The organism is Caballeronia sp. DA-9 (assembly GCF_051615025.1).
GTDB classification, from domain to species: domain Bacteria; phylum Pseudomonadota; class Gammaproteobacteria; order Burkholderiales; family Burkholderiaceae; genus Caballeronia; species Caballeronia sordidicola.
This window is the reverse complement of the sequence record NZ_CP195132.1, coordinates 1,437,772-1,453,500: the sequence shown is the minus strand read 5'-3', so window position 1 is coordinate 1,453,500 and position 15,729 is coordinate 1,437,772. Positions and strand designations below refer to the sequence as shown.

Genomic DNA, 15,729 nt, shown 5'->3' with positions numbered 1-15,729 from the left:
GTGTCACGGATGCTGACTAAATCACGTACAAATCAACATATTCATTGACCGGCATTGCTTCGAGCGTTGCCTGATCCAGCGATGCCGCAATGATCGCCTCTTGCTGTTTCGCCGGGAAACGCCGCGCGAGGTTGGTCCGGAACTTTTCGACCAGCAGCGGGATGCCGTCTTCGCGGCGGCGCTTGTGCCCGATCGGGTATTCGACGACCAGCTCGTCGAACGTGCTGCCATCGTTGAATTCGACCGTCAGCGCATTGGCGATCGAACGCTTCTCGGGATCGAAATAATCGCGCGTGAATTGCGGGTCTTCCACGCATTCGATCCTGGCGCGCAAGGTATCGATACGCGGATCTTTCGCCACCGCGTCTTCATAATCCGATGCCGTCAGTCGGCCATAAATCAGCGGCACGGCCACCATGTACTGGATGCAGTGATCGCGGTCGGCGGGGTTATCGAGCGGACCTTTTTTATCGATGATGCGAATCGCCGCCTCATGCGTGCGGATCGTGATCTTCCTGATGTCTTCGATCTTCTTGCCGGTTTCGGCAAGTTTCGCATGCAGCGTCATCGCCGCTTCCACCGCCGTTTGCGAGTGGAATTCAGCCGGGAACGAGATCTTGAAGAGCACGTTCTCCATCACGTACGAGCCGTATGGACGCTGGAACTTGAACTCGTTGCCTTTGAAGAGGACATCGTAAAAGCCCCACGTTTTAGCGCTCAGAACCGACGGATACCCCATCTCGCCGGTCTTCGCGATCAACGCAAGACGCACGGCGCGCGAGGTCGCATCGCCCGCGGCCCACGATTTGCGCGAGCCCGTATTCGGCGCATGACGATAGGTGCGCAGCGAGTGACCATCGACAAAAGCCAGCGACACCGCGTTAATGAGTTCGTCGCGCGTGAGGCCGAGCATGTGCCCGACCACCGCCGTCGATGCGAGCTTGACCAGCAGGACGTGATCGAGCCCGACCTTGTTGAACGAGTTTTCCAGCGCGATACAGCCCTGAATTTCGTGCGCCTTGACCATCGCGATCAGGACGTCTTTCATTGTCAGCGGCGTTTTGCCGGTGGCGACGGCGTTGCGCGACAACCAGTCGGCGGTCGCCAGAATGCCGCCGAGATTATCCGACGGATGGCCCCATTCGGCGGCAAGCCAGGTGTCGTTGAAGTCGAGCCAGCGGATCATTGCGCCGATGTTGAAGGCGGCCTGAACCGGGTCGAGCTGAAATGAGGTGCCCGGCACCTTGGCGCCGTTGGGGACAATCGTGCCGGGCACGATGGGTCCCATCAGCTTGGTGCAGGCGGGGTAGGTAAGGGCTTCGAGTCCGCAACCGAGGGTGTCGATCAGGCAGTTGCGCGCGGTATCGAGCGCGAGCGTGCTGTCGATCGGATAGTCGAGAACGTAGTCGACTATGTCGACCAGTACGCGATCCGGCTCGGGCCGGACGTTTGAAATCGGTGCGGACATCGAAAATCCCAGTTGAAAACTTACTTGACGTTCTTGATCAGCTCGTTTGCTTGCGTAGGCGCCGGTGCGCCCGATGCCGCCATTTCAGCCGTCTTGCATTCGTCGGCGAGACGCGCTTCGTCCTTGTCGGAGAAAAGCATGGCCTTCGACGGGATCACGACCAGGTCGAGGCCCGTAGCCGAGTCGTGGAAACGGTCCGCGCCCGTCGTGGTGGCTTGACGCGGCAATTGGTAATCCTTCTTTGCCCAGTTCACGGTGACGATCTGGTCGCGTTTCATGTCGCCTTTCAGGTAGAAAGCGAGGCCTTCGTTACACGACCATTTGGTCGAACCATCGGGAATCGGATCGACCTTCGCCGCAGCCTTGGCTTCGGTAGAGGGTTTACGTTTAATCAGGCGGCGTGCCGGCGCCGGGCGTTTTGCAACAGCTTTCTTTGCCGTGGTGGCGGTTGCAGCGTCTGCGGCCAGCGCGCTCGTGGTGGCGAGCATGCCCGACATGGATAGGGCGCCGGCAACGGCCGCGATCAGGAGTTTGTTCATCAATGACAGCCTTTCTAAAAATCGTTTAAGTGTTCAATCCGGGTCTTTTACGACGGGATATTTCGATGTGAAATAGTCCGCCGTACTGGCCCGTTTTGCGAAAGCACGCACGCCAGTTGGACCATCCGGCACGCGCAGCGCGCTATTTTCGCTTATTTAGAGGCAGGAACTTCAGATTTTCGGGCCCGGTGTAATTTGCGCTGGGGCGAATGATCTTGTTGTCGATCCGTTGTTCGATGATGTGCGCGCTCCACCCCGAGGTCCGCGAGATCACGAAGAGCGGCGTGAACATGGCCGTGGGCACGCCCATCGCGTGGTACGAAACCGCGCTGAACCAGTCCAGGTTCGGGAACATCTTCTTCGCGTCCCACATGGTGGTTTCGAGCCGCTCGGCCACGTCGTACATTTTCGTGTCGCCCGCTTCCTTCGAGAGCTTCTTCGCGATGTCCTTGATCACCTTGTTGCGCGGATCGGAGATCGTGTACACCGGATGGCCGAAGCCGATCACGACTTCCTTCGCGTCCACGCGGCGGCGGATATCGGCTTCCGCTTCGTCGGGCGTTTGATAGCGGGACTGGATATCGAACGCGGCTTCGTTCGCGCCGCCATGCTTCGGGCCGCGCAACGCGCCAATGCCGCCCGTGATTGCCGAATACATGTCCGATCCCGTGCCAGCGATCACGCGGCAAGTGAACGTGGATGCGTTGAATTCGTGCTCGGCGTAAAGGATCAGCGATGCATGCATGGCGTCGACCCATGACTTCGAAGGCGGCACGCCATGCAGCAAATGCAGGAAATGCCCGCCGATGGAATCGTCGTCCGTTTCGGTTTCGATGCGCCGGCCGTTATGCGAATAGTGATACCAGTAAAGCAGGATCGATCCGAGCGACGCCATCAGCCGGTCAGCAATATCTTTTGCGCCCGCGACGTTGTGATCCTCTTTTTCGGGCAGCACGGTGCCGAGTACGGAGACGCCGGTGCGCATGACGTCCATGGGGTGAGCGGACGCCGGAATCCATTCGAGCGCTGCTTTCAGGTTCGCGGGCAGGCCGCGCAAAGCCTTGAGCTTGGTCTTGTACGACTTGAGTTCGGCGGCGTTGGGCAACTTGCCATGCACGAGCAGATAGGCGATCTCCTCGAACTCGGACGTGCCGGCGATATCGAGAATGTCATAGCCACGATAATGCAGGTCATTGCCCGTCTTGCCGACAGTGCACAGCGCGGTGTTACCCGCAGTCACGCCTGAAAGCGCGACGGATTTTTTCGGTTTGAAGCCGCCGGCAGCGGGTGCTTCTTTTGTCAGGGTATCGCTCATTCGACCCGGTCTCCTGATAGGTAGGTCACGCTACTCGTCTTCTGAAAAAAGCGTCTCTGCGCTTTTGGGTAGCGCTTGTGCCGACGCTTTCGCGCGGCGCAGCACTGACCAGTAATATCGATAACTCGCGCGATCGTGCAAGGTGTCCCGATACCGCGTCGGGCCCCACTGCGCGTTTTGCGCAGCGAGCAAGATCTCCGTGGCCGTGACGATTTCGTCGCCGCGCGGCAGGAAGGCATCGACTATCGGCTTGATCTGATCCGGATGAATGCTCCACATGCGCGTGTAGCCGAACTCGTTGCGGGCGCGCCGGGCGTCGTTGGCAACCACGCTCATGTCGCGCACTTCGGTGCAGACGTTATGGGACGCCACTTTCCCGTGCGCATGGCAAGCCGCTGCGATTTCGAGCTTCGCGCGCCGCACGAGCGGATGATCGAACTGGCCGGGCGAGCGCATGGCGGTATCGGGAATCGCGCCGTTATGCGCCGACACAAAGTCCATCAGCCCGAAACTCAGCGCGTCGACGCCGGGCAAAGCCGCGAGGTCGAACACTTCGGCCAGCGCGCCATGCGTTTCGATCAGCAGATGGCAAGGGATGGCGTGCTCGATCCCGAACTCACATCGCGACGCCTCGATAAACGCGATCATCTCGGCGGCGTCGAACACGCTGCGGATCTTGGGAAGGGTGATGTAGGCCGGCGCCTTTTTGGCGGCGCGCAAGATGATGCGTACATCGTCGCGCCACGCGCGGTTCGCGAAGTCGTGGATGCGAACGCCAACGCGGCCGAAGCGGTCATCTTCGCCGCCCAGAAACGACGCCACCAATTCCGCGTGAGACGCTTCCTGCCCGACTTGCGCGCCGTCTTCGCAGTCTAGCGTGATATCGAATACCGGACCGAGTTGCACCTGCAACGCGAGCGATTTCCTGATCAGCTTCTCGCTTCCCGCGTAGTGATCGCACGGGGGCATCACGGCGGGGGGCACATCGCCTTCAAACAGCACTTCGGCGGGGGTGAGAGCGCGCATCGTCGGCGTCGGGTTTGCTTTAAAGAGGGTGGAAACTGCGGATTCGAATGGATTCGGCTAGATATAAACCGGCCAAACGCACTCGAATCAGCCGCGGGCGCCCTTGAAAGCGCCCGCGTGACTACATGAGGCGGCTTACTTGCCCAGCAGATGCGCAACGCCGTCGCGCTCTTCCAGCAATTCGTTCAGCGTGCCGGTCATCTTCTCGCGCGAGAACGCGTCGATTTCCAGACCTTCCACGCGCTTGTATTCGCCGTTTTCGCACGTCACCGGCACGCCATAGATGATGTCTTCCGGGATTTCGTACGAACCGTCAGACGGAATGCCCATGGTGACCCACTTGCCGTTCGTGCCGAGCACCCAGTCGCGCACATGGTCGATCGCCGCATTCGCAGCGGACGCTGCCGACGACAGGCCACGCGCCTCGATGATCGCCGCGCCGCGTTTGCCGACTGTCGGGATGAACGTGTTGCGGTTCCATTCGTCGTCGTTGATGAGCTTGGTGAGCGACTCGCCTTCGACCGTTGCAAAGCGGAAATCCGGATACATCGTCGGCGAGTGATTGCCCCACACAGCCAGTTTTTCGATGGCGGCGACCGGCTTGCCCGACTTCGACGCCAGTTGCGACAGTGCGCGGTTGTGGTCCAGGCGCAGCATTGCCGTGAAATTCTTCTTCGGCAGGTCCGGCGCCGACTTCATCGCGATGTACGCGTTCGTATTCGCCGGGTTGCCCACAACCAAAACCTTCACGTCGCGGCTCGCCACGTCGTTGAGCGCCTTGCCTTGCACCGTGAAGATTTCCGCGTTCGCCGAAAGCAGGTCCTTGCGCTCCATGCCCTTCGAACGGGGACGCGCGCCGACCAGCAACGCCACGTCGGCGTCCTTGAACGCGACCTTCGGGTCGTCGGTCACCACCACGCCGGCCAGCAGCGGGAATGCGCAGTCTTCCAGTTCCATGACTACGCCCTTGACGGCGCCTTGCGCCTGCGGCAGGTCGAGCAACTGAAGGATGACCGGCTGATCCTTGCCAAGCAGATCGCCATTGGCGATGCGAAACAGCAGCGAGTAACCGATTTGACCTGCGGCGCCAGTGACGGCAACGCGCTTTGCGGACTTAGCCATTGAGAACACTCCTGAACGGTGCGTGAAACGCTGGGGAAAACGCCATTTTAGGCGTGTTACGCGAAGCGTTGATGAAGCAGGTGATCCGAACTGCGCGGGCAACCCTGAAAAGCCCGTGGCAACGCGCCTGAAGCGAGATTGTCACTGACTGTCCGGTAGCATGCCGGCAATCGCAGCCTGATTCGCCTGCTGGAAATCGGGTCCTGAGAGCGGGTTTGCGTTGAGGATCAAGCTTCCGTCAGCAGCCCAGCGCCCTGTGCGTCGCGCTTTTCATATGCTCAGGCGTTGCGAGGGCGGAGCACTGACAGCGGCCGGGCGAACATGAAAACGGTTCGGCCTCAAGCGATGAGCCAGACAGTTCTGACGCGAGTTCGGCAAAAACGCAGTGCAAAAAGCGCCTGGTCAGCCGACAAGCCAGATACGCCCGGCGGCGCGTGCGTCACCCCGCAAACCCTTGCTCGCCAAGGAGTGTAGGATTCGAATGAGCCAAAGTCAACCATATCATATGTCTTATATAAGACATAGGAATGACCGGGAAACCGCTGGACGCGGCTTGCGCCTTTATGATGAAATGCGCGGATGAATTCCAACCCAGCGAGCACACCGAACTCTCCCGGCACGCCCGGCGCGGCTGACGTCGCGCCCGCTTCGTCGCCGACGTTCAGCCCGCTGTATCAGCAGATCAAGGCCCTCATCACCCAGGGGCTCGAATCGGGCGAATGGAAGCCCGGCGAAATCATTCCCAGCGAAGTCGAGCTTGCTGCCCGCTACAAGGTGAGCCAGGGCACGGTGCGCAAGGCGATCGACGAACTCTCGGCCGACAATCTGCTCGTGCGCCGTCAGGGAAAAGGCACGTTTGTTGCGACGCACAACGAAGATCGCGTACAGTTCCGCTTTCTCAGGCTGCTGCCCGAAGACGGCGACGTCCATCCCCACGTCAGCCGTTTGCTGGAGTGCCGCCGCTTGCGCGCACCCGCTGAGATCGCCCGCCAGCTCGACCTGAAGCCGTCCGATCCGGTGGTTTGCATCAAGCGTCTGCTGCAGTTCGATGGCGAAACCACGGTATTCGATGAAATCTGGCTGCCCGGCGCGGTATTTCGCGGACTTACAGCCGAGCGGCTCGCGGATTACAAAGGCCCGCTTTATGCCATGTTCGAAACCGAGTTCGGCACCCGCATGATCCGGGCATCGGAAAAAATCAGGGCAGTCGGCGCGGACGTCGCGGTCGCGCAATTGCTCGGCGTAAGCGAGGGTTCGCCGCTGCTGTCTGTCGAGCGCGTGTCCTACACCTATGGCGACCGGCCGGTAGAAGTGCGGCGCGGGTGGTATGTCACGAACGGCTATTACTATCAAAACGATTTGAGTTGAAACAGAACGTGGACGGCTTGATGACGAACCCGCAAGGTCGGCATGAAAGCCTTTCTCACGCGATTGGCAATAGCTTCTTGTGAGGCATTTCGCTGCAGCGCGATATGAAAAGGCGCTAAAATCGCGGACTAGTGTGATAACAAAGTTGGGGTCTAGCATGGCTGAAGCTGTAAAAAAACCAAGGCCTGAGTACCGGAATATCGGACTTGCTCAGCTCGCAACCTACCGCTTGCCGCTAGCGGGCAAGGTTTCGATTCTTCACCGCATCAGTGGTCTGCTTCTATTCGTAGCGCTGCCGTTTCTGCTTTATCTGCTGGACCAAAGCCTGACGTCTGAAATCAGTTTCGACGCATTCAAGGGCTTTCTAGCCAACCCTCTCGTCAAGCTCGTGGTGCTCGTGCTGTCGTGGTCCTTCCTGTTCCACTTTTGCGCAGGCATCCGTTTTCTCCTCCTCGATACCCATCGCGCAGTCAGCAAGGAAGGCGGCAAGCAGACGTCCATCGTCGTCCTGACGGTGTCGACCCTGCTGACAATCGTCGTTGCGCTTAAACTCTTCGGAGCCTTCTGACAATGGCCGTGAATAACAACAACCGAATTGGTCCCAAGCGCCTCGTGGTCGGCGCGCATTACGGCCTGCGCGACTGGCTCGCGCAGCGCATTACCGCCGTTATCATGGCTTTGTACACGCTGGTGCTGCTGTTCTGGTTTTTCGGTGCGCGCGATTTTTCGTATGACGGCTGGGCGTCGATCTTCGCCATGCAATGGATGAAGCTCGCCACTTTCGTAGCCTTGCTCTCGCTCTTCTATCACGCGTGGGTCGGCACTCGGGACATCTGGATGGACTACGTGAAGCCGGTGGGCTTGCGTCTGTTCCTGCAAGTGGCAACGATCCTCTGGCTGGTCGGTTGTATCGGCTACGCGGCACAGATTCTCTGGAGAGTTTAAAGAATGGCTGCAATTAAAACGTCCCTGCCGCGTCGCCGTTTCGACGTAGTCATCGTAGGTGCAGGCGGTTCCGGCATGCGCGCTTCGCTGCAACTCGCTCGCGCGGGTCTGTCGGTCGCGGTGCTCTCGAAGGTGTTCCCCACGCGTTCGCACACGGTCGCGGCGCAAGGCGGCATTGGCGCGTCGCTCGGCAACATGAGCGAAGACAACTGGCACTACCATTTCTACGACACCATCAAGGGTTCCGACTGGCTCGGCGATCAGGACGCGATCGAATTCATGTGCCGTGAAGCGCCCGGCGCTGTCTACGAACTCGAACACATGGGCATGCCGTTCGACCGCAATGCGGACGGCACGATCTATCAGCGTCCGTTCGGCGGCCATACCGCGAACTATGGCGAAAAGCCGGTCCAGCGCGCGTGCGCTGCAGCCGACCGCACCGGCCACGCGCTCTTGCACACGCTGTATCAGCAGAACGTCGCGGCCAAGACGCACTTCTTCGTTGAATGGATGGCGCTAGACCTGATCCGCGACGCCGACGGCGACGTGCTCGGCGTGACCGCGCTGGAAATGGAAACGGGCGACGTCCACATTCTCGAAGGCAAGACCACGCTGTTCGCAACGGGCGGCGCGGGCCGGATCTTCGCGGCATCGACCAACGCGTTCATCAATACCGGCGACGGACTCGGCATGGCGGCGCGTTCGGGCATCGCGTTGCAGGACATGGAATTCTGGCAATTCCATCCGACCGGCGTTGCCGGCGCGGGCGTGCTGATTACCGAAGGCGTGCGCGGCGAAGGCGGCATCTTGCGTAATTCGGATGGCGAGCGCTTCATGGAACGTTATGCGCCGACGCTAAAGGATCTGGCGCCGCGTGACTTCGTTTCGCGTTCGATGGACCAGGAAATCAAGGAAGGCCGCGGCGTGGGTCCGAACAAGGATCACGTGCTGCTGGACCTGTCGCACATTGGCGCCGAGACGATCATGAAGCGTCTGCCGTCCATCCGCGAAATCGCAATGAAGTTTGCGAACGTCGATTGCATCAAGGAGCCCATTCCGGTTGTGCCGACCATCCATTACCAGATGGGCGGCATTCCGACGAACATTCACGGCCAGGTTGTCGGCACACTCAAGGGCGGCTACGAAGAACCCGTCAACGGCTTCTACGCTGTCGGCGAATGCTCGTGTGTGTCGGTGCATGGCGCGAACCGGCTTGGCACGAACTCGCTGCTCGATCTCGTGGTGTTCGGCCGCGCGGCTGGCAACCACATCATCAAGCACGCGAAGGAAATGAAGGAGCACAAGCCCCTTCCGGCCGACGCAGCCGACGCCGCGCTCGCGCGCCTCGCGGTGCTGGAAAACTCGTCGTCGGGCGAATACACGCAAGCCATCGCCAACGACATCCGCGCGACCATGCAGGCGCACGCCGGCGTGTTCCGTACGTCCGCGTTGCTGGCGGAAGGCGTGGGCAAGATCAAGGAACTGTCCGAGCGCGTGAAGCATGTGCATCTGAAGGACAAGTCGAAGGTCTTCAACACGGCGAAGGTCGAGGCGCTCGAACTCGCAAACCTGATCGAAGTGGCGCGCGCCACCATGATTTCGGCGGAAGCGCGCAAGGAAAGCCGCGGTGCGCATGCGCACAGCAACTTCGAGATCCGCGACGACGACAACTGGATGAAGCACACGCTGTGGTTCAGCGAAGGCGACAAACTCGACTACAAGCCGGTGCACATGACGCCGCTGACGGTCGAATCGGTGCCGCCCAAAGCGCGGACCTTCTAAGGCAAAGGAATCGAAATGGCAAAGCGTACTTTTGAAATCTACCGCTACGATCCGGACAAGGACGCGGCGCCTCGCATGCAGACGTACGAGATCGAAATCGACTCGCACGAGCGCATGTTGCTGGACGCGCTGCTGAAGCTGAAATCAGTCGATGAAACCCTGTCGTTCCGCCGCTCGTGCCGTGAGGGCGTGTGCGGTTCGGACGCCATGAACATCAATGGCAAGAACGGTCTCGCCTGCCTGCAGAACATGAACGACCTGCCGCAGAAGATCGTGCTGCGTCCGTTGCCGGGCCTGCCGGTTGTTCGCGACCTGATTTGCGACTTCACGCAATTCTTCAACCAGTATCATTCGATCAAGCCGTACCTGATCAACGATACGCCGCCGCCGGAAAAGGAGCGTCTGCAGACGCCCGAGGAACGCGACGAGCTTGACGGCCTGTACGAGTGCATTCTGTGCGCCAGTTGCTCCACCTCGTGCCCGAGCTTCTGGTGGAACCCGGACAAGTTCGTGGGTCCGGCGGGCTTGCTGCAAGCCTATCGTTTCATTGCGGACAGCCGCGACGAAGCGACGGGTGAACGTCTGGACAACCTGGAAGATCCGTATCGTCTGTTCCGTTGCCACACGATCATGAATTGCGTGGATGTGTGCCCGAAGGGACTGAATCCCACGAAGGCAATTGGCAAGATCAAGGAATTGATGGTGCGCCGCGCTGTCTGATAGGGACTGTGTCATGAATGACTCCGGGCATCAGTCCGACCCTCTACGTCGCGCACGCCTTAGGTGGCGGGCGCGGCGCGGTCTGCTGGAAAACGATCTGATCTTCGAGCGTTTTTTCAGCCGATATGAGCATGACCTCAGTGACACGGACGTCGGCGTGCTGACGAAACTGCTGGAACTGAGCGACAACGACCTGATGGACTTGCTGCTGGCACGCAAGGAACCGGATGGCGAACTGGCCTCGCCGGATATGACTCGTGTGCTGGAGATGCTGCGCTCAGCCTGAGCCAGCCACGCAGTTGTGCAATTGTCGTGCGAATTATCGAAAACCTGTTTCCATACTTCGATTGAGGATGTGCTATGACCCCGTCAGATGTTAAAGCCACGCTATCGTTCAGCGACAACTCGCCGAGCGTCGAAATGCCGATCTACAAGGGCACCCTGGGCCCGGACGTGATCGACATCCGCAAGCTGTACGGCCAGACCGGCAAGTTCACCTACGATCCGGGCTTCATGTCGACGGCGGCGTGCAACTCCGCGATCACGTACATTGACGGCGACAAGGGCGAGTTGCTGTATCGCGGATATCCGATCGAGGAACTCGCGGTCAAGGCCGACTTTCTTGAAACCTGCTACGCGCTGTTGCATGGCGACTTGCCGACCGCCGAGCAGAAGGAAGAGTTCGTTGAAACCGTCACGAAGCACACGATGGTTCACGAGCAAATGCATTTCTTCTTCCGCGGTTTCCGTCGCGACGCACACCCGATGGCCGTGCTCGTGGCCGCCGTTGGCGCGCTGTCGGCGTTCTACCACGACTCGCTGAACATCAACGACCCGCGTCACCGCGATGTATCGGCCATTCGCATGATTGCGAAGCTGCCGACGCTGGTGGCCATGGCGTACAAGTTCACGATCGGCCAGCCGTTCGTGTATCCGAAGAACGACTTGTCGTACAGCGCGAACTTCATGCACATGATGTTCTCGAACCCGTGCGAAGAGTACAAGGTCAACGACGTGCTCGTGCGCGCGCTGGATCGCATCCTGATCCTGCATGCGGACCATGAGCAAAATGCATCGACTTCTACCGTGCGTCTTGCCGGTTCTTCGGGCGCGAATCCGTTTGCGTGTATTGCCGCGGGGATTGCTTGCTTGTGGGGCCCGGCGCACGGCGGCGCGAACGAAGCCGCGTTGAACATGCTGGAAGAGATCGGTTCCGTCGATAACATTCCTGAATTCATCAAGCAGGTGAAGGACAAGAATTCGGGCGTGAAGCTGATGGGCTTCGGGCATCGCGTGTACAAGAACTACGATCCGCGCGCGAAACTGATGCGTGAAACGTGCCATGAAGTGCTCGAAGAACTGGGTCTGCATGATGATCCATTGTTCAAGCTCGCAATGGCGCTGGAAAAGATTGCGCTGGAAGATGAATACTTCGTTTCGCGCAAGCTGTACCCGAATGTTGATTTTTACTCGGGTATTGTTCAGCGTGCGCTTGGTATTCCAACCGCCATGTTCACTTGCGTGTTTGCAATGGCACGTACCGTGGGCTGGATCGCGCAGTGGAACGAAATGATTGCTGATCCGGAGCAGAAGATTGGTCGTCCGCGTCAGTTGTTTATTGGTGAAACGCCGCGTGAAGCGAAGGCGATTGATAAGCGGTAAGCAATAAGCCATTTCGCGCATGCATGACCCCAAAGGGCGTGTAATGCGCGAGGCAAGGCTGGATTGACAAACGCCCTGACTGGTTCTCAGTCAGGGCGTTTTCTTTGGTTGATGCTAATTGCCGCAGCTCGTGTGCGCCGAGTGTGAACGGAGAGAGAATGTTCAGCGGTGCGAAGCCGGCAGCCGCTCTTCGCGTTTTCATCTGCGAAGAGAGTCAATCAAATGGCAAAGAAATTTCCGGAACACCCGAAGCATCCCGAACGAAATTGTTGGGAATGCCATAAATACTGCGCTGCCGGTTCCATGAGCTGTGGAAATGGCAACGTCCGCACGCAACACCCGGTTGAAGTGCTAGGGGACGATTGGCTCGAATGGGAACGGGGCGTTGCTGAGGAGATGGTGGCGGTGCAGGTCAGGCGGCAAGACGAAGTGGCGTAGTGCAAAGTTCTTGACCGGCGTCCCAACCCATCACAACCCATCCCACCCAAGCCAAAACTCACGCAAACACGATGTTTATCAACATCGCAATTGTGTAGTAATGCCAAGATATCCAGGCTTACTGACCCTGCGGGCGTTACCCGCATCATGTTTGAGGAGCTCCAGATGTTTCCCGAATTCCGTGATCTGATTTCCACACTCAAAACCGAAGACGCTCACTTTGCCCGATTGTTCCAGCGGCACAACGAACTGGATCATCAGATCAAGAACCTGGAGAACGGTCCGCTTCCGGCGGATGGGCGGTCCGTCGAAACGCTCAAGAAGGAAAAACTGCTGCTGAAGGACAAGATCTATGTGGTTCTGAAGAAGGCCGCAACAACCGCTTGAGAGGGCGGTGCCCCGGCAAACCGGACAGCCGGGGCACTCAGACAAGGAAAAATACTTTGACAACACAGCACGACAAACTCGACGCTCGCAATTCAACCGTGCGCAACGTTGCGCGCGGAGACGTACTACCGACCCGCACCGCGCGAGCCGCGCAGATCGATGAAACAAGCCGCGCCATCGACGCAGCCAACGAACATATTGCAAGCACCGTCCAGCAAGTACTGTCGACGAATGTCACGCAGGATCCCGTCACGTTGATGGAAACCATCAAGACGTTGATGAACGGCCTTTCGCCCGATGAAACCGCGGCCTTGCGCAGCGTCATGCTGGAGGGCGACCCGGCGTTGTGGAATGCCCGCTCTTCGCGTCACCCGGACGACGAGTTGTCGCGTAACTGGCGCACGGGCGGTTATCCGTACCGGAATCTAATGTCGCGGCGCGGATATGAGAAGGAAAAGTACGCGCTGCAAGTGGAATTGTTGAAACTGCAGGCGTGGGTACGGGAAACGGGCGAACGTCTCGTGATCGTTTTCGAAGGGCGCGACGCGGCAGGCAAGGGCGGCGCCATCAAACGGTTCATGGAACACATGAACCCGCGCGGAGCCCGCGTCGTCGCGCTTGAGAAACCGTCGGAATCCGAGCGCGGCCAATGGTATTTCCAGCGATACGTCCAGCATCTTCCCACGGCGGGTGAGATCGTCTTGTTCGATCGTTCCTGGTACAACCGCGCGGGCGTCGAGCGTGTGATGGGCTTTTGCTCGGAAAATGAATACACCGATTTCATGCAACAGGTGCCGGAGTTTGAACGGCAACTGGTCCGCAGCGGAATACATGTCGTGAAGTTCTGGTTCTCGGTAAGCCGGGAAGAGCAACGCCGGCGTTTCAAGGAACGCGAGATTCATCCGCTCAAGCAGTGGAAGTTGAGCCCTGTTGACCTTGCATCGCTGGACAAATGGGACGAGTACACCGAAGCCAAAGAGGCTATGTTCGCGCAAACGGACACGGCCGATTGTCCGTGGGCGGTGGTCCGGTCGGACTGCAAGAAGCGCGCGCGGCTCAATGCCATGCGTCATATCCTGCATAAGCTGCCGTATGCGAATCGGGATATTCGCGCAATCGGGACGGTCGATCCGTTGATCGTGGGGCGAGCCTTGTAAGTTTTCAGGCTGAGATAAAGGTATTTTCGGGCGTAAGTGCGATAAGTGCTTACGCCCGTTTTGCGTTCTGGCGCGCGGATTGTCCGCAACGCGCCAGCCCGGTATTTCCCATACAGGTAGCATGAGTACCACCCTAACTCCATGTTTTATATCGGTTTTTTCTTGAGCGGCAGCGCGGCGCGCCGCTGTGCGTGGCATAATCATCAAACCAGAAAAACATACCCCGCAGTTACAACCGTTCAAAAGACCATGGCCCAGACTCTCTACGACAAGTTGTGGAATTCGCATGTGATCCACACCGAGGACGACGGCACGTCCATTTTGTATATCGATCGTCATTTGCTGCATGAAGTGACCAGCCCGCAAGCGTTCGAGGGACTGAAGCTCGCTGAACGGCCAGTCTGGCGAATCAGCGCGAACCTGGCGGTGTCGGATCACAACGTGCCGACCACCGACCGTTCAAACGGCATCGCCGATCCTATCTCGAAGCTGCAAGTCGATACGCTCGACGACAACTGCGACGCCTACGGCATTACGCAGTTCAAGATGAACGACTTGCGCCAGGGCATCGTGCATATCATCGGGCCGGAACAGGGCGCCACGCTGCCGGGCATGACCATAGTCTGCGGCGATTCGCATACTTCAACGCACGGTGCGTTTGGCGCGCTGGCGCACGGCATTGGCACGTCGGAAGTCGAGCACGTCCTCGCCACGCAAACGCTGCTGCAAAAGAAGAGCAAGAACATGCTCGTCAAGGTGGAAGGGCCGTTGCCGCGCGGCTGCACGGCCAAAGACATCGTGCTGGCGATCATCGGCAAGATCGGAACGGCCGGCGGCACGGGTTATGCCATCGAATTCGGCGGATCGACCATTCGGGCGCTGTCCATGGAAGGCCGCATGACAGTCTGCAACATGGCTATTGAGGCGGGCGCGCGGGCTGGCATGGTCGCTGTCGATGAAACTACCATCAACTACCTGAAAGATCGTCCGTTTTCGCCGCAGGGCGTGGAATTCGAGCAGGCGGCCACGTATTGGCGCTCGTTCAAGTCCGACGCGGACGCGAAATTCGATCGCGTGGTGGAGTTGAATGCGGCCGAGATCGTACCGCAAGTGACGTGGGGTACGTCGCCGGAAATGGTGACGTCCATCGACGGCCGCGTGCCCGATCCCGAACGCGAGAAGGATCCGGTCAAGCGCGATGCGATTGAGCGCGCGTTGAAATACATGGCGCTCGAACCGAACACGCCGATGCAATCCATCAAGCCGGACAAGATTTTTATCGGTTCGTGCACGAATGCGCGGATTGAGGACTTGCGCGCGGCGGCGTATGTGGTGAAGACGCTCGGCCGCCGCGTGGCGTCGAATATTCGTCTGGCGATGGTCGTGCCGGGCTCGGGTCTCGTAAAGGCGCAAGCCGAGCGCGAAGGGTTGGACAAGGTGTTTATCGACGCGGGTTTTCAGTGGCGCGAACCCGGTTGCTCGATGTGTCTCGCCATGAATGCCGACCGGCTGGATCCGGGTGAACGGTGCGCGTCCACGTCGAATCGCAATTTCGAAGGACGTCAGGGCGCGGGCGGCCGCACGCATCTGGTGAGCCCGGCAATGGCGGCGGCGGCGGCCATCGAGGGCCATTTCGTCGATATTCGCGAGCTCGCATGAAACGCGTCGCAATCTGGCTTGCGCTGATGGGCGTCGTACTCGGCGCCGCGGCCTGCAACACGGTTCACGGCTTCGGCGAGGACATGCGCGCCACCGGCAACGCAATCAGCAACGCGGTCAAATAAACCAAACCGGTTACGG

Annotated in this window: 17 protein-coding genes; 12 read left to right on the top strand and 5 right to left on the bottom strand. The window is 59.3% G+C overall.

The genetic code is table 11. The features are described 5' to 3' along the window. Positions 1–16 precede the first annotated feature (16 nt). The 5 genes from ACRWA7_RS12915 to ACRWA7_RS12895 all read right to left on the bottom strand — a co-directional run bounded on the left by ACRWA7_RS12915 (position 17) and on the right by ACRWA7_RS12895 (position 5,470). Positions 17–1,468: a bifunctional 2-methylcitrate dehydratase/aconitate hydratase gene (locus tag ACRWA7_RS12915; RefSeq protein ID WP_438391354.1), complete on the bottom strand. Its 1,452-nt coding sequence runs from the start codon at positions 1,466–1,468 to the stop codon at positions 17–19. Between the two features lie 20 nt (positions 1,469–1,488). After that, entirely contained in the window at positions 1,489–2,007 is a 519-nt protein-coding gene (locus ACRWA7_RS12910; protein WP_060859150.1) for a hypothetical protein, read from the bottom strand. A gap of 142 nt (positions 2,008–2,149) precedes the next feature. After that, entirely contained in the window at positions 2,150–3,322 is a 1,173-nt protein-coding gene (gene prpC / locus ACRWA7_RS12905; RefSeq protein WP_438391353.1) for a bifunctional 2-methylcitrate synthase/citrate synthase, read from the bottom strand. 30 nt (positions 3,323–3,352) lie between these two features. Then, the gene (locus tag ACRWA7_RS12900) at positions 3,353–4,348 is read right to left on the bottom strand and encodes an HpcH/HpaI aldolase/citrate lyase family protein (protein WP_438391352.1); all 996 of its coding nucleotides are present in this window, start codon (positions 4,346–4,348) and stop codon (positions 3,353–3,355) included. A 135-nt stretch (positions 4,349–4,483) separates the two neighbouring features. After that, complete coding sequence (locus ACRWA7_RS12895) at positions 4,484–5,470, bottom strand: malate dehydrogenase (RefSeq protein ID WP_056362837.1); 987 nt, start codon at positions 5,468–5,470, stop codon at positions 4,484–4,486. Positions 5,471–6,049: 579 nt separating this feature from the next. Here ACRWA7_RS12895 and ACRWA7_RS12890 point away from each other — a divergent pair. The 12 genes from ACRWA7_RS12890 (at position 6,050) to ACRWA7_RS12835 (ending at position 15,713) form a co-directional block, all read left to right on the top strand. Then, positions 6,050–6,838, top strand: a complete 789-nt coding sequence (locus tag ACRWA7_RS12890) for a GntR family transcriptional regulator (RefSeq protein WP_060818443.1) — start codon at positions 6,050–6,052, stop codon at positions 6,836–6,838. A gap of 157 nt (positions 6,839–6,995) precedes the next feature. Then, positions 6,996–7,406, top strand: coding sequence for a succinate dehydrogenase, cytochrome b556 subunit (gene sdhC, locus ACRWA7_RS12885; protein ID WP_060818444.1), 411 nt, complete (start codon positions 6,996–6,998; stop codon positions 7,404–7,406). Between the two features lie 8 nt (positions 7,407–7,414). Further along, positions 7,415–7,783, top strand: coding sequence for a succinate dehydrogenase, hydrophobic membrane anchor protein (sdhD, locus tag ACRWA7_RS12880; protein WP_438392780.1), 369 nt, complete (start codon positions 7,415–7,417; stop codon positions 7,781–7,783). A 3-nt stretch (positions 7,784–7,786) separates the two neighbouring features. Then, positions 7,787–9,565 carry a succinate dehydrogenase flavoprotein subunit gene (gene sdhA, locus ACRWA7_RS12875; protein ID WP_060818446.1) on the top strand — a complete coding sequence of 593 codons (1,779 nt, stop codon included), beginning with the start codon at positions 7,787–7,789 and terminating at the stop codon, positions 9,563–9,565. A gap of 15 nt (positions 9,566–9,580) precedes the next feature. Then, positions 9,581–10,285 carry a succinate dehydrogenase iron-sulfur subunit gene (locus ACRWA7_RS12870; protein WP_031362534.1) on the top strand — a complete coding sequence of 235 codons (705 nt, stop codon included), beginning with the start codon at positions 9,581–9,583 and terminating at the stop codon, positions 10,283–10,285. Positions 10,286–10,298: 13 nt separating this feature from the next. Then, positions 10,299–10,571 carry a succinate dehydrogenase assembly factor 2 gene (locus tag ACRWA7_RS12865; protein ID WP_060818447.1) on the top strand — a complete coding sequence of 91 codons (273 nt, stop codon included), beginning with the start codon at positions 10,299–10,301 and terminating at the stop codon, positions 10,569–10,571. A 74-nt stretch (positions 10,572–10,645) separates the two neighbouring features. Then, on the top strand, positions 10,646–11,947 hold the full coding sequence (gltA, locus tag ACRWA7_RS12860; protein ID WP_060818448.1) for a citrate synthase: 1,302 nt from the start codon (positions 10,646–10,648) through the stop codon (positions 11,945–11,947). A 222-nt stretch (positions 11,948–12,169) separates the two neighbouring features. After that, positions 12,170–12,385 (top strand): DUF3079 domain-containing protein, encoded by a 216-nt coding sequence (locus ACRWA7_RS12855; protein ID WP_438391351.1) that lies wholly within the window; start codon positions 12,170–12,172, stop codon positions 12,383–12,385. Positions 12,386–12,550: 165 nt separating this feature from the next. After that, complete coding sequence (locus ACRWA7_RS12850; protein ID WP_060818449.1) at positions 12,551–12,772, top strand: YdcH family protein; 222 nt, start codon at positions 12,551–12,553, stop codon at positions 12,770–12,772. 56 nt (positions 12,773–12,828) lie between these two features. Then, the gene (ppk2, locus tag ACRWA7_RS12845) at positions 12,829–13,929 is read left to right on the top strand and encodes a polyphosphate kinase 2 (RefSeq protein ID WP_438391350.1); all 1,101 of its coding nucleotides are present in this window, start codon (positions 12,829–12,831) and stop codon (positions 13,927–13,929) included. A gap of 249 nt (positions 13,930–14,178) precedes the next feature. Beyond that, the gene (gene leuC, locus ACRWA7_RS12840; protein WP_438391349.1) at positions 14,179–15,588 is read left to right on the top strand and encodes a 3-isopropylmalate dehydratase large subunit; all 1,410 of its coding nucleotides are present in this window, start codon (positions 14,179–14,181) and stop codon (positions 15,586–15,588) included. Then, entirely contained in the window at positions 15,585–15,713 is a 129-nt protein-coding gene (locus ACRWA7_RS12835; protein ID WP_060818451.1) for an entericidin A/B family lipoprotein, read from the top strand. Before leuC ends, ACRWA7_RS12835 begins: the two co-directional genes overlap by 4 nt. Positions 15,714–15,729 lie beyond the last annotated feature (16 nt).

What these genes read in the sequence shown, in the direction of transcription:
- ACRWA7_RS12915 (WP_438391354.1), bottom strand. Translation starts at nt 1,468, where the DNA reads ATGTCCGCACCGATTTCAAACGTCCGGCCCGAGCCGGATCGCGTACTG.
- ACRWA7_RS12910 (WP_060859150.1), bottom strand. Translation starts at nt 2,007, where the DNA reads ATGAACAAACTCCTGATCGCGGCCGTTGCCGGCGCCCTATCCATGTCG.
- ACRWA7_RS12890 (WP_060818443.1), top strand. Translation starts at nt 6,050, where the DNA reads ATGAATTCCAACCCAGCGAGCACACCGAACTCTCCCGGCACGCCCGGC.
- ACRWA7_RS12850 (WP_060818449.1), top strand. Translation starts at nt 12,551, where the DNA reads ATGTTTCCCGAATTCCGTGATCTGATTTCCACACTCAAAACCGAAGAC.
- ACRWA7_RS12865 (WP_060818447.1), top strand. Translation starts at nt 10,299, where the DNA reads ATGAATGACTCCGGGCATCAGTCCGACCCTCTACGTCGCGCACGCCTT.
- ACRWA7_RS12835 (WP_060818451.1), top strand. Translation starts at nt 15,585, where the DNA reads ATGAAACGCGTCGCAATCTGGCTTGCGCTGATGGGCGTCGTACTCGGC.
- prpC (WP_438391353.1), bottom strand. Translation starts at nt 3,322, where the DNA reads ATGAGCGATACCCTGACAAAAGAAGCACCCGCTGCCGGCGGCTTCAAA.
- ACRWA7_RS12895 (WP_056362837.1), bottom strand. Translation starts at nt 5,470, where the DNA reads ATGGCTAAGTCCGCAAAGCGCGTTGCCGTCACTGGCGCCGCAGGTCAA.
- ACRWA7_RS12870 (WP_031362534.1), top strand. Translation starts at nt 9,581, where the DNA reads ATGGCAAAGCGTACTTTTGAAATCTACCGCTACGATCCGGACAAGGAC.
- sdhA (WP_060818446.1), top strand. Translation starts at nt 7,787, where the DNA reads ATGGCTGCAATTAAAACGTCCCTGCCGCGTCGCCGTTTCGACGTAGTC.
- ACRWA7_RS12900 (WP_438391352.1), bottom strand. Translation starts at nt 4,348, where the DNA reads ATGCGCGCTCTCACCCCCGCCGAAGTGCTGTTTGAAGGCGATGTGCCC.
- sdhC (WP_060818444.1), top strand. Translation starts at nt 6,996, where the DNA reads ATGGCTGAAGCTGTAAAAAAACCAAGGCCTGAGTACCGGAATATCGGA.
- ACRWA7_RS12855 (WP_438391351.1), top strand. Translation starts at nt 12,170, where the DNA reads ATGGCAAAGAAATTTCCGGAACACCCGAAGCATCCCGAACGAAATTGT.
- leuC (WP_438391349.1), top strand. Translation starts at nt 14,179, where the DNA reads ATGGCCCAGACTCTCTACGACAAGTTGTGGAATTCGCATGTGATCCAC.
- gltA (WP_060818448.1), top strand. Translation starts at nt 10,646, where the DNA reads ATGACCCCGTCAGATGTTAAAGCCACGCTATCGTTCAGCGACAACTCG.